The organism is Duncaniella sp. C9 (genome assembly GCF_004803935.1).
In the GTDB taxonomy this organism is placed as follows: domain Bacteria; phylum Bacteroidota; class Bacteroidia; order Bacteroidales; family Muribaculaceae; genus Duncaniella; species Duncaniella muris.
This window is the reverse complement of sequence record NZ_CP039547.1, coordinates 1,206,551-1,219,890: the sequence shown is the minus strand read 5'-3', so window position 1 is coordinate 1,219,890 and position 13,340 is coordinate 1,206,551. Positions and strand designations below refer to the sequence as shown.

Annotated in this window: 11 protein-coding genes; 3 read left to right on the top strand and 8 right to left on the bottom strand. The window is 54.1% G+C overall.

From position 1 onward, the window contains the following. Positions 1-389 precede the first annotated feature (389 nt). Complete coding sequence (tnpA, locus tag E7745_RS04935; RefSeq protein ID WP_136408419.1) at positions 390-836, top strand: IS200/IS605 family transposase; 447 nt, start codon at positions 390-392, stop codon at positions 834-836. A gap of 1,190 nt (positions 837-2,026) precedes the next feature. Here the strand turns inward: tnpA and E7745_RS04930 are convergent. Further along, positions 2,027-3,460, bottom strand: coding sequence for a hypothetical protein (locus E7745_RS04930; RefSeq protein WP_136408418.1), 1,434 nt, complete (start codon positions 3,458-3,460; stop codon positions 2,027-2,029). Between the two features lie 293 nt (positions 3,461-3,753). Here E7745_RS04930 and E7745_RS14795 point away from each other — a divergent pair, with 293 nt between their 5' ends. Beyond that, positions 3,754-3,900, top strand: a complete 147-nt coding sequence (locus E7745_RS14795) for a hypothetical protein (protein ID WP_160630765.1) — start codon at positions 3,754-3,756, stop codon at positions 3,898-3,900. A gap of 118 nt (positions 3,901-4,018) precedes the next feature. Here E7745_RS14795 and rplS read toward each other — a convergent pair whose 3' ends face one another. The 5 genes from rplS to E7745_RS04905 all read right to left on the bottom strand — a co-directional run bounded on the left by rplS (position 4,019) and on the right by E7745_RS04905 (position 9,445). Next, positions 4,019-4,378 (bottom strand): 50S ribosomal protein L19, encoded by a 360-nt coding sequence (gene rplS / locus E7745_RS04925; protein ID WP_107032421.1) that lies wholly within the window; start codon positions 4,376-4,378, stop codon positions 4,019-4,021. Between the two features lie 106 nt (positions 4,379-4,484). Further along, positions 4,485-4,718: a DUF3791 domain-containing protein gene (locus tag E7745_RS04920; RefSeq protein WP_168182012.1), complete on the bottom strand. Its 234-nt coding sequence runs from the start codon at positions 4,716-4,718 to the stop codon at positions 4,485-4,487. Between the two features lie 15 nt (positions 4,719-4,733). Next, positions 4,734-4,949: a DUF3791 domain-containing protein gene (locus tag E7745_RS04915; RefSeq protein ID WP_107032418.1), complete on the bottom strand. Its 216-nt coding sequence runs from the start codon at positions 4,947-4,949 to the stop codon at positions 4,734-4,736. Between the two features lie 232 nt (positions 4,950-5,181). After that, entirely contained in the window at positions 5,182-8,454 is a 3,273-nt protein-coding gene (locus E7745_RS04910; protein ID WP_136408417.1) for a S41 family peptidase, read from the bottom strand. Positions 8,455-8,518: 64 nt separating this feature from the next. Then, positions 8,519-9,445 carry a DMT family transporter gene (locus tag E7745_RS04905; protein ID WP_168182010.1) on the bottom strand — a complete coding sequence of 309 codons (927 nt, stop codon included), beginning with the start codon at positions 9,443-9,445 and terminating at the stop codon, positions 8,519-8,521. Between the two features lie 358 nt (positions 9,446-9,803). Between E7745_RS04905 and E7745_RS04900 the strand changes: the two genes are divergently transcribed. Continuing rightward, positions 9,804-10,505 carry an OmpA family protein gene (locus E7745_RS04900; protein ID WP_107032416.1) on the top strand — a complete coding sequence of 234 codons (702 nt, stop codon included), beginning with the start codon at positions 9,804-9,806 and terminating at the stop codon, positions 10,503-10,505. 203 nt (positions 10,506-10,708) lie between these two features. On the opposite strand, the gene E7745_RS04895 is transcribed toward E7745_RS04900, so the two are convergent. Both E7745_RS04895 and E7745_RS04890 read right to left on the bottom strand, forming a co-directional pair. Beyond that, positions 10,709-11,212 (bottom strand): metallophosphoesterase, encoded by a 504-nt coding sequence (locus E7745_RS04895; protein ID WP_136408416.1) that lies wholly within the window; start codon positions 11,210-11,212, stop codon positions 10,709-10,711. Positions 11,213-11,252: 40 nt separating this feature from the next. Further along, positions 11,253-13,286, bottom strand: a complete 2,034-nt coding sequence (locus E7745_RS04890; RefSeq protein ID WP_136408415.1) for a hypothetical protein — start codon at positions 13,284-13,286, stop codon at positions 11,253-11,255. Positions 13,287-13,340: the final 54 nt, after the last annotated feature.

Sequence of the window (13,340 nt, the reverse complement as noted above, 5' to 3'; positions counted from 1 at the left end):
CCTGACGGACACCCGCTGTCCCATACCCATCCGGAAAGGACACCCGCCTCCAAATACCCATTCCGGATAAAAGCAGCGGGACATACGCCGTTACGCTTCGGCTAATGGCCTCCGGGACATATGCCGTTACGCATCAGCTAATGGCCTCCGGGACATACGCCGTTACGCATCAGCTAATGGCGTCCGGAGGACGCTGATTTACTCGTAGCCCGTGACACCGCAGCGCACAGCGCGCAGGTGTCACGGGTACATGATTTACACAAACGGCTGGTGTCCGGCCGAGGACACCGATTTACCATCACACCCCGCCATTCAAATCCCCGAACCATTATACTTTATATGGCAAAACATTTGGTTATTATGATCTTAATCCATAAATTTGTGGCATTATGAGCCACATCTCCCTCACCTACCACCTGATATTCAGCACACACCAACGCCTCCCGTCAATACCCATCGCCCACGAACGCGAAATGTATAAATTCCTTTTTGATTTCTCCACTCAGCGAGGTGTCAAAATATGGCGCATAGGCGGTATGCCGGATCATATTCACATTCTGTGCGACATTCCTCCGAAACTATCGGTGGCCGACTATGTAAAACTCGTCAAAGCCGAAACGAGCAAATTCATGCGCACAAATCCTCATTTCCCTTATTGGGACAGATGGTCGGAGGGATACGGTGCGTTTTCGGTGGATACAGAAAGCCGTGAAGACCGGATAAATTACATAATGTCGCAAAAAGACCATCATGGGTGCAGGTCGTTTGCCGAAGAATATAAAGATATTTTGCAACATTACCATATACCGACAGAGCGAATTGATGATTCCCTTTGATTTATCAATATCATCGGTAAACCCACGCCCGTTGTTGATCGCATTCGTGATGGTAAATCGGTGTCCTCGACCGGACACCTTCATTCTTGGTTGATATCTATTCCCCCGACACCTTGTGCTGCGCACGGTGTCGGGGGCTACGAGTAAAACGGTGTCCTGACGGACACCCGCTGTCCCGTACCCATCCGGAAACACTACCTGCGGACACCCGCTGTCCAATACCCGTCCGGATCAAAGCAGCGGAACATACGCTGTCTTCACATACCGGATGGGGCCGAATTCGCGATGGTAAATCGGTGTCCTCGACCGGACACCTTCATTCTTGGTTGATATCTATTCCCCCGACACTTTGTGCTGCGCACGGTGTCGGGGGCTACGAGTAAAACGGTGTCCTGGCGGACACCCGCTGTCCCGTACCCATCCGGAAACACTACCTGCGGACACCCGCTGTCCAATACCCGTCCGGATCAAAGCAGCGGAACATACGCTGTCTTCACATACCGGATGGGGCCGAATTCGCGATGGTAAATCGGTGTCCTCGACCGGACACCTTCATTCTTGGTTAATATCTATTCCCCCGACACCTTGTGCTGCGCACGGTGTCGGGGGCTACGATTAAATCGGTGTCCTGGCGGACACCCGCTGTCCCGTACCCATCCGGAAACACTACCTGCGGACACCCGCTGTCCAATACCCGTCCGGATCAAAGCAGCGGAACATACGCTGTCACGCTTCGGCTAATGGCGTCCGGGACATACGCTGTCACGCTTCGGCTAATGGCCTCCGGGACATATGCCGTTACGCTTCGGCTAATGGCCTCCGGGACATACGCTGTCACGCTTCGGCTAATGGCCTCCGGGACATTCGCCGTTACGCATCAGCTAATGGCGTCCGGAGGACGCTGATTTACTCGTAGCCCGTGACACCGCAGCGCGCAGGTGTCACGGGTACATGATTTACACATCCGGTTGGTGTCCGGCCGAGGACACCGATTTACCATCACGCCCCCGCTGTCCCGTACCCATTCAGATTCCGCACACCCCGCTGTCCCGTACCCCTCCGGTGTGCCGTTGGCGGACATCCGCTATTCCAATCCCCGCCGCAATCATCGGGGGGAATAAAAAAAGCATCCGCCCTCTCCACGGAGGGACGGATGCTGTCCGATATTATAGATTCGGTTTGTAGTCTGTTTACTTAACAATCACCTTGGTGACTTTGTTACCCTGACGACGGATATAAAGACCGTTTTCGGGGTTTTCAACGCGGATGCCCTGGAGGTTGAAGTATTCCACGGGGGCGTTTTCGTCAGCTACGATGTCGGCAATGCCGGTATCTACAGCTTTTTCATAGCCGGTTACATAGAACTGAGGTTTTCCGCTATAGATAGCCACCACACCGGTTACATCATAGGTTCCGGCTTCGACACCTGCGATAGTGTAGTTGTTGCGCATAGAAACTTCTGAGCCATTAACAGTTCCGGTAAAGTTGTCTTTTGTAGAGGGGGTAGCTTCTGCAAATACAACATTCTCAATTGTCACAACCTTATTGACATCAGCTTTTGTGATTTCAGACACCTTGGCAGGAGTGAAGCCGCTATTTTCAGAGGCCTCAGGCATACCGATAGGATTTAAGATTTCAGGGGTAGTTTTACCATACAGATCATAGCAGCCGATCCAACCTGCGGGGATCACATCGCCAGCGGTGTAGGCAGGCTGATTATTACCATAGACCTGGATAAAATCATTGCCATTGCAAGCGAAAGTGTTGTTGAAGTTCTTGAAAGCAACAGTCAGGGGATAGTTGATATAGAGCAGTGTTGTTTTATCAGTGATCGCCATTGTTTCAGCAATCGAGTTTACAGGCTGTCCTACATAAACTTTATACGAAGCCGATCCTGCAAGGAATTTATCATTTGATTCTGATTTTGCAGAAATTTCAGCAGTTCCAACACCAACAATTGTCACGGCGCCAGTAGCTGAGTTTACAGTTGCCACGTCAGTATTCGATGACACATATTCAGGGGCAGGAGCACCTTCTGCACAAGTAAAATCAGGTGCATCAATTGAAGATCCTAATGGGGCACAAACAGAAGCCTTTGAAAAAGCATACTCTGCATCAGCCTTATCAGATTTACTATATACGGTAATCTTATTAATTGAGATAGCCTGACCGTTAGATGTTTGAGATGGAATTACAAGGCCAACTTTGTAATATTTGTTTTCTGCCGGATTGGGGATTGTGATTGTCCAGTCTGAATTTGCACCGGTAGGCAGAGTGAGCGCAGTTTTAACCGCATTCTCAAAAGTGTTAGTATCTGCAACATATAAGGTTGCTGAAGTGATAGCGCTTGCTTTATAACGGGCTGCTATACCTATAACAATCTTCGATACGGGGGCTGCGTAAACTCCGGTGTAGAAATAAGGCTCTGAAGCATTATTTTTTCGGCCGCCTGCAATGAAATCCCAGCCGTTCTTGTTGTTATTAAAGCCCTTGAATACCCATTTTTCATCTGTTGATTTCCAGGTATCAGTATAATTACCTATCTTGTCATAGTCTGTACTGTTTTTTTTGAACTCGATGGATGAAAGTACATCTTGAGCATTTGCGCCGAGGCCGAGGAGCAAAATTGCGAGTGAGAGTAAAGTTTTTTTTCATAAGCGATTGATTTACAATTAATTAATCTATGAGAGATGTTATTTCGTGTTCCGGTGGAGAGTCTAAGCAGATATATAATGCAAAGTTAGTGCATCTGCGCTTAATATAATATAACAATTATGTTAAAATTTGCTGAGCGGGTTGATTTAGGGCAATCTTTCGGAGTTTTTGGCGATTTTTGCCGTAGGGGCAACTTTTGGGGGCGGGCGTGTGTTGTAAAGGTTGAAAGATTTGCTAACCTCTGTTTTAACTAATTTATATTATGAGTGAGAAAAAATCAAAATCAGGGACTGCTGTGTGGCTTGTGATCGGAGTGGTAGTTCTGATCATACTGCTTTTTCTGTGGCTGACTATCGCTGACATTTTCGGTGATACAGATGTGGCTGCGGCTGTGATGCCTGCGCTCTGACGGAAAAAGATAAAGAACCGCAGAAGTTTTCTCGCCTCACGGTGATACGACTTGCGGTTCTTTGAAGTGTCCGGGCGATGGAGTTGGGGGACGCCCGGACGGGCGGGTATTACTTTTTTTAAGCTTTCTTGACTACGCGGCGCTCTTTGATACGGGCCTTTTTGCCGGTGAGTGAGCGGAGGTAGTAGAGTTTAGCGCGACGCACTTTACCATATTTGTTGATGGTAATTGAGTCGATAAACGGTGATTCGATAGGGAAGATACGCTCTACGCCGATGTTGTCGGAGATTTTGCGTACGGTGAAGCGGCGCTTGTTGCCGTCGCCGGAGATGCGGATAACGACACCGCGATACTGCTGGATACGTTCCTTGTTACCTTCCTTGATTCGATAAGCGACGGTGATGGTGTCGCCGGGCTGGAAGTCAGGGTGCTGCTTGCCTGTGGCGAAAGCTTCTTCAGCAACTTTAATTAAGTCCATTTTTCTATACGTATATTAAAAATGTTAACACTGCTCGCAATATACGCAGGCTGCTTGTCCTTGCCAGAGATTGCGAATTCGGGTGCAAAGGTAGTGGAAAATCTGTTTACCTGCAAGCGTTTGACTGATTTTTTGCGGCCGAGAGTTCGAGGATGAGTTCATCGACAAGGTAAATTTCCGATCGGGCGTGAAGATCGGCAATGCCTTTTTCTATCAGCTGAAATGTGGCTGAGCCATAGAATATCTCCATAGCTTTTTCGATCGACAGCCCCAATCGGGCGGCAAGCCCGCTGATTATGCGGGCATATTTCATTTGCAATACAATTCTTCGTCCATCCATCGGTTTACAATTCTTTCATTGTATTACCCCTCTTTCTTTCATGAGACTGACAAGGTCGTCGGCAATGTATTCGGGACTGTATGTATGAAGCACTTCGTAGCCGGGCACAATATAGCTGCCAAGAATATCCGAGTCTTTCAGCATTCGGAATACTGTTGGCTGTGAGAGTTTGAGTCTCTCCGAGAGTGCGCCTATACAATATGTGGTGAAGTCCAGTTGATCAAATGTCATTAAGTAACTCTTCAAAATTAACAGATGTGCATAAGCAGCTCCGATGGATGATCTTTTTCAGAGTTACTTAGCCGAATAGTTTTATTACGCAAATATAATGAAATTCGCATAAATCCAAAAGCCGGGAGTCTTTTTATTGGAGTGCATTCGTATGGAATATGAAACGAAAATTAGCCCGATTAGGCTAATCGGGCTAATCGGGCTAATTGGATTGTGAGGTTTTGCGTCAGGTTCAGCGGAGGTCTTTGAGGAGGGTCTCGACGGCGGTTTTGAGCTGGTCGTCGATGCCGCGGACTATGCGGGCGGGATCATTGGCCACCTTCACGTCAGGCTCAAGCTGGGTGTTTTCAAGATAGTTGCCTTCGGCGGTGCGGAAACCGATCACGGGGATGCCGAACACGAGCGAGGGGTCCTGCATGTCGATCCAGTTGACCGAACTCATGGTGCCGGGGACGGGCATGCCGACCACCTTTCCGAGTTTCATGTGGCGGTAGACCCAGGGGGTGCCGTGGGCGTTGGAGTAGTTGGCCTCGCAGGTGAGCATGATGGAAGGCTTGTTCCAGCGGCGCGAGGGCATTTCGCCTACTGGCTGGCCTTTGATTTCCTGAGTGAGGTATTTCTTGCCGCTGAAGAGCACTTCGATGTCTTCGTGGAGACGGCCGCCGCCGTTGTTGCGGGTGTCGATGACTATGCCGTCACACTCATTGTATTTGCCGAGGATGTCGGCATAGATGGTGCGGTAGCTTTCATCGTTCATTGACTTGATGTGGACGTAGCCGAGACGGCCGTTTGAGAGAGAGTCGACCAGGTGGGCGTTGCGTTTGACCCAGCGGTCATAGAGCAGGCCGTTGATCACCGAGGCTTTGACGGGGAGCACCACTTCCTCGGTCTTTTCGCCGGAGGGGAGGGTGAAGGCCACGAGGGTCTTGCGGCCTGCCAGAGAGTTGAGCATCACGGTGGGGTCTGTCTTCGAGCCGATCTCGGTGCCGTTGATGGCGGTGATGACGGCTCCGGGCTTCATCGAGGAGTCGGCGTGGCCGAATGGGCCGCCTGCGAGCACTTCGCCCACCTTGAGGCCGGGTCCGGGATAGGTCATGTCATAGAGCAGGCCGAGCGATGCTGTGGCTTCGCGGGCGCCCTGCGGATAGTAGCGGCCTCCGGAGTGGGAGACGTTGATCTCGCCGAGGATCTCGCTTGTGAGTTCGGCGAAGTCGGCGTTGTGGCTGATGTGGGGGAGGAACTTGCGGTAGGCCTTGCCCATAGCTTTCCAGTCGGTGCCGTTCATGTCGGTGCCGAAGAAGCGCTTTTCGGCTTCGGTGAGCATGTAGTCATACATGTATTCGCGTTCGGCCGCGGCATCGAATTTCTGAGTGCCCGAGAAGCTTACGCCGTCAATCTTTCCGCCGGGGAGGCTCATCTTGCGGATGGCTCCGCCGCCGGTGAGGAAGAGGGTCTTGCCTGCAGCTGCGGGTTGCATGCCGGTGGGGCGTGCGCCGAGCTTGGAGGCGAGGCTCACGGTGCCTTTGCGGAGGTCTTTCTTCCAGAGGTCGTAGCCGTTGTCAACCTGGGCGAGGAACCAGAGGGTTTCGCCCTGGTCGTCGATATAGGCATCAGACATGGATGCCGAGAATGGGGTCAGGCGCACTATGCGGTCTGTGATGCCGTCGAGCTCGACGTTGATGATCTTTGAATCCTTGTCTTTGTCTGATTTGGCGGCTTTATCCTTGTCGGCCTTTGAGTCGGCTTTCTTCTTGCCGTCGGCTTTGGCGGCGGGCTTGGCAGCGGCTTTGGCGCGCGAGGCTTTCAGCTCTTTCTGAAGCTGGAAGTCTTCGGGCGAGAGGCGGAAGCGGTCATAGGCGGCCTGGTTTGTGAAGGCCAGAAGCACGTCATACTGCGATCCCCATGAAGCGTGGCTGCGCATACCGTAGCGGTCGCTGAGGAAGAGGATTGCATCGCCTCCCATCACCCAGCGGGGCGACTGGTTCATGTAGGCCGAGTTGGTGATGTTGGTGATTGTGCCGTCAGCGGCATTGATGATGGCGATGTCGAAATAGGGTGAGCGGCGGTGCATGTCGACCACGGCCACGAGCCATTTTCCGTCGGGTGACCATGAGTAGTCGAGCATACCGTCACGGTCGTTGCAGATGTTGCCCTTGGTGAGTCTGCGCACCTTCTTTGAGGCGAGGTCCATCACTGCGATGTCGCGGCGGTCGATGGTGAAGGCCATCTGCTTGCCGTCAAGCGAGATCACGGGGTTGGCACGGTCGGTGCGGTCACCGGCGGGGAAGATTGCAGTCTCTTCAACGAGGGTTGCGTTGGGGAAGTTGGGGTCCTCGTCGCGGCCTATCTTGGCGCTATATATATTAAGGTGGCCGTCGCGGTCGGAGGTGTAGTAGAGAGTGCGGTTGTCACTGCCCCAGGAGATGAAGTTTTCAGCGGCGGGGGTTGATGTGATCTGGCGGGTGGTGGGATAGTCAACGGAGGTCACGAAGATGTCGCCGCGATTAGAGAAGGCCACCTGTTTGCCGTCGGGCGAGGGAACGGCACCTGATGCACCGCTGCTGAAGTTGCGGATGCGGAGGGGCTCCGACTGGTCGGCCGTGATGTCGATCCTGACCTTGGAGGGTTTGGCTCCGGGGGTCATGGTGTAGATCTCGCCGTCATAGGTGAAAGCCAGAGTGCCGTCGGCTCCGCGCGAGAGGAAGCGGACGGGATGGGTGGTGAAGTTTGTCAGGCGGCTTGCCTTTGAGAGGTCGTCGACGGGTGCTGAGTAGACGTTGAAGCTGCCTCCGTCACGCTCGCTGAGGAACCATACGGTCTTGCCGTCGGGGCTGACCACGGGGTTGCGGTCTTCACCGGCACGGTCGGTGAGGTTGGTGTGGCGTCCGCTTGCGGCATCGTATTTCCAGAGATCGCGGGTGACTGACGAGGTGTGGTGCTTGCGCCATTCGTCTTCAAGTCCCTTGCGGTCCATGTAGAGGAATGATTTTCCGTCAGGGAGATAGCTGACGGCCTCGGCGGGAGTTGAGAGGATCTGCATGGGGCGTCCGCCGCTGACGGGCACACTGTAGAGCTCGGTCTGCCATGAGGAGGGGAAGAGGAGCGATCCGGGAGCGTCCTGGATTGAAGCCGAGTAGACCACGGCTGAGCCGTCGGGGGTGAAGGCCCAGGGAGTTTCAGCCACAGAGTTGAAACTCAGGCGTGTGGCTTCGCCGCCTCTGGAGTCCATGATGTAGATGTCGGCATTTCCTTCGCGGTCGCTGGTGAAGGCGATCTTCGATCCGTCGGGCGACCATACGGGCATGGCCTCGTAGGCTTCATTGGCGGTGAGGCGCGTGGCTTCTCCGCCCTTGGCAGGGACTGTGAAGATGTCACCTTTGTAGGTGAAGGCGATTTTCGATCCGTCAGGCGAGATGCGTACATCTCGGAGCCACATCGGGGTGACGGCTCCGGCACCGAGTGCCGCGCCGGCAAGAAGAGTGGCGAGGAGGTTTCGTCTGTTCATAAGTAAGTTATAGCGTGATTGGTTATTGATTTCTGTCATTATTGTGAGTGAGGCACGGGGCTGATCAGTGGCGCGTTGCGGCGCGCGATCCGCGCTTCTGCAGGTAGTCGGCCAGCCAGACTCCGAGCAGGATCATGGCGCAGCCGGTCACTCCGATCAGCGTGATCTCCTCGCCAAGAATGAGGAAGGAGAAGATGAGGGTTACCACGGGCTGGAAATACATATAGTTCGAGGCCTTGACAGCTCCGATCTTGCCGTTGATCACTGCCCACATCAGATAAGCGAACAGAGAGCAGAAGAGGGCGAGGAAGAGAATGTTGAGCAGCAGTTTGGGCTGTATGAGCACGGCGGGAGAGGTGACATGAGGCTCGATGAGCAGGAAGGGAAGGGCTGTCAGGACTCCGTAGAAGAAAGTCTTGCGGGTGATGAACAGTGCGCTGTAGAGTGGTGTGAGCTGCTTGATGATGATGCTGTAGACGGCCCAGCAGAGGGCAGCGAGCAGGGCGAGGAGGTCGCCGAGGGGGTTGATGCTCAGAGCGAAGCTACTGTTGAAAATCACAAGCCCCACTCCGACGAAGGCTATAGCCGATCCGAAAATGGTGGCTTTGCCCGGACGTTCCGAGCGGTAGAGGAAGCCAATGAGCAACACCGTGAGAAGCGGAGAGAGAGATGTGATTAGCGAGACGTTGCTGACCAGGGTGTACTGCAGGGCGACGTTCTCGGAGATAAAGTAGATCGACCCTCCGAAGAGGCCCGCAAGTATGAATATGAATTCATGGCGCCATGTGTTGCTTCTGATCTGCTTGTGGCAGAAGAGCAGCAGGGCCAGATAGGCAAGGGCGAAACGATAGATGTAGACTTCGATCGGCGAAAGGCCGTTGTCCATGAGGACTTTGGTTGAAATGAATGAGATACCCCATCCCATGACTGCCACAGCCGCGCCGGCATGATAGATGAGGTTGCTTCCGGCTGAAAAACGCTTCGTTGACATAAGAAAGCCAAAAAATCGGACACCCGCGCGCCGGTGTTGTGATAGGTCTGATATTAGCGCGCAAGGCGAAAAATTTAAGGTTAACCTTCGTTTTAGACGCGCAGCTGTCAGCTGACCGGTGTCAGTTATGCCGACGGAAGGATTTTACGTCAACCATAACTGCTGACAAAATTAAGAATTTTTTGTCAAAGAACACAGTCCCGACAAAAAACTTTATCGCTCTGCCGGACGTATTATCTAATGTAGACGCAAGAAAGTGATAAAACAGTCCCGATTATAGATTTTATTGGGATATGTTGAGGGAATTTCCTATTTTTGCGTCTGAATTTAACACGTTAACTTAAAAACATTAAAAGCAATGAAACTCGCAAAAGCATTAGGAATTCCTGCAATGGCACTCTGCGTGCTTCTCTCCACGGGATGTTCTTCATGGTCCAATACGGGCAAGGGCGCAGCCATCGGCGGCGGTGGCGGTGCAGCTCTCGGAGCAGGCCTCGGAGCTCTCATCGGCGGCGGTAAAGGCGCTGCCATCGGTACCGCTATAGGCGCTGCGGTAGGCGCAGGCGCAGGTGTGCTCATCGGAAAGAAGATGGACAAGCAGCAAGCCGAACTTGAGGCCGAACTCGCAAAGCAGGCCGAGATCAAGCAGGTAACTGACGAAAACGGTCTCCAGGCAATCCAGGTGACTTTTAACGGCGGAATCCTTTTCCCCACCAACGGCACAACCCTCAGCGCCAACGCGCGCACTGATCTGAGCAAGTTTGCCGCTTCGCTCATCAACAACCCCGGCACAAACGTGCAGATCTACGGCTACACCGATGACACCGGCACTCTCGCCGTGAACGAGCGTGTGGCTACCGGACGTGCGAACGCCGTGCGCAACTATCTGCTCAACAGCGGTGTGCAGGCCAACCGTCTTTCTGCCGAAGGTCTGCCCATGCAGGACTATATCGCATCAAACTCTACTGCCGAAGGACGCGCGCAGAACCGCCGTGTAGAAATCTTCATCACCGCAAGCAAGGAGATGATCGACCAGGCCAACAGCGGTAATCTGAAATAAACCGCAAGCGTCTCGACAATTAGCAATCATCAATTCCATTATCCGTATATGGCTTCCCTCCGCCTGAACGGAGCGGTCAATGCCGGAACAGAGAGGAGTCTGTGTCACCTCAGCGCGACACAGACTCCTCTGCTTTTTTTCATCCTGATCAGAGCAGGCAGGCCTGTCATTTCCGGCGGCCCGCACCGGATTGCTGACCGGAATCAGATTTTGACTTTGCCGAGCTCGATGACTTCAAGGCCGGTAACCGAACCGGTGTCGATGGTCAGGCGCACGAGCGTGCGCTCTTTCTGCCATCCGTGATAACCGGCAGCACCGGGGTTGACGTGAAGCAGGCCGAGTTCGGCGTCGGGCATCACTTTAAGGATGTGGGAATGGCCGCAGACCATGAGGTTGACGCGGTTTTCTATGAGCTGACGCTTCACGCCGGGGGCGTAGCGTCCGGGATAGCCTCCGATATGGGTCATCCAGACATTGACACCCTCTATCTGAAAGCACTCTACTTCCCGACACCTGCGGCAGACTTCGCCGTGGTCAATGTTGCCGCGCACGGCCCTGACCACGGGCACCACCTCTTCGAGGCGGCGTATCACACCGATGTCACCAACATCGCCACAGTGCCATATCTCGTCGCAGTTTTTGAAATGGGCGGCATAGCGGTCGTCCCAGCAGGAATGGGTGTCAGAGATGATTCCGATTGTTTTCATCAAATATCTTGTTTATGCGGTTGAAGCCACGGAGCGCGGGCTAATGGACCTTTTTCAGTAATGTTATTCTGTTGAGCAGCATGGTGCCGCTGATGTAGGTAAGCGCGATCTTGTTGGGGCCTTCCTGCAGGGAGACCACCACGGTGTTTGACGGTCTGACGGTCACCCAGTCGTCATGATGGAACGAGGGACAGACCAGAGTGGCCACATCGCGACCGTTGATGCTGAGAGTGCGGAGCGCGTCGCGCTGCGAACCGTTGGAGTAGCCAACGGTCAGAAAGTAGTCACCGGCGGCAGGGACGTTGGCATAGCAGGTGATGCGGGTGTTGTGGCGGGCGGCAAGCTCGATATAGCCGTCGGCAGTCCGGCGGTCTCTGATCAGATGCATAGGCGGGCGGCGCGGTATGACTGACGATGCGAGTACGGTGACTTCCGACTGACCCGGAGCATAGACATGGCCGGGCGGCGAGAATCCGGTCAGCCCACCCGGAAGCGAGGGCATGATCGCGGAGACTGAAGGCTCAGACGGAGGGAGCGAATAGCGCTCAGCGCCGAGCACCTGGGTCATTACTCCATCCACAAAAAGACTGTAGCGGATCTCAGGGTCGAAATCCATTATCTCGACAGTCCTGCCGTCATCACTCCACCTCAGCTGCGGGACGTGGAGCAGATCTCTGCGCTCGACGATGTTCACACCAGACTCCGGCAGATCGTTGCCTGACAGGGTGATGTCCACCCTGTGACGGCCCTCCAGAGAGGCCGGCAGACGTGGGGTCTCCAGCGATACGGAGTCGACGGCAAAGGTGGCGATACGGTCGCCCGTGCCGTGCATAACGATGTCAAACACCGCGTCGCGATAACGGAAACCGCCCAGAGTCTTGTCTCCTGCGAATGCCACCGGCACTATCGGTCGGAAGTCAATGCCATCAGGAGTGAAATCCATACCGAAAAAGCCTTTGCAGACCACTGCCGGCCACTCGGAAGTTAGATTGCCGTCAACAGCCATGTTCATAAGCGATGCCACTCCAAGCACAAAGGCCTGCGGGTTGCGGACCTTGGCGGCCGCAAGAGTGAAAAGAGCCTGGGTAAGCGGCGAGCAAGAGCCGGCAGCCGGGTTGATCTGCGGACAGACATCAGGTACTCCGTCACGATAGACCGGCATGGCGCTGACCAGATCCTCGGCCATCTCCGCTGTGGCTATGCCGTTGAGCACGCAGAGCGCGTTCGCACGACTGTCAGACACGGCTGACAACACCGGATAATAAACTCCGTAGAGATACTGTCCGTAGCGCTGCCCGTCGGGAATCCACAGGCGGTCATTGATCGCTGAACGCAAGGCTGCAAACTGGATCTGATGCTCATGCTCGGCATAGAGATTCAGTTCTCCGGCCATACGCGACGCTACAGAACTGGCCGTGGCCTGCGAGACGTTGACCTCCAGAGCCAGTGTCTGGTAGCGGTCCATCGCCGTCATCCAGTCAGGATAATAGTCCGCAGGATTGTCAATCCGTGCGACCTGCCCGCACACCAGGGGGGCGATTCTTCCGGAGGGTTGCTTCCACTGCTTGCGGATTGAGGCGGTCAGTATGTCATAGGCTTCTTTGAGCCACTGGCGCGAGCCGGTCACACAATACAGTTCCCAGGCGGCAATGGCCCAGCAGCCTATGTCGGAAATCTTCGGGAAATCCTGGCAGCGGATACAGCCGTCGGCCACCTCTGCCCTGAGCGCAGCCATTGACTCCTCTGGCCGCAGAAAGGCCCCTGCCAGCCTGACATCAGCCACTGTCAATGCCGAAGTATCGGCGAGCGCGGCGGCAAACAGTGCATCGGCCATGCGTCCGGCCGAACTGTAGGCCACGGTTCTGTGAAGCGAATCGCCCCACCCTGCCCTGCCTGACTCAGCCGCCCTGAGGCCGGAGGCTGTGTAGATCCGGTGGCCCCGGACAATGCTGTCTGGATACAGTTCGAAACTGCCGCCGTCATATATGGCATTCTTTTCTACACCTGCATGTGAGCATGACACTGCAAGGAGCAGTGTCAGATGGCAGGCCAACAGTAGAAATATGCGCGACATAATCAGCAGGCGGAATGTCAGAGGTGAGTAATGCTTATATCAATACCTATATTA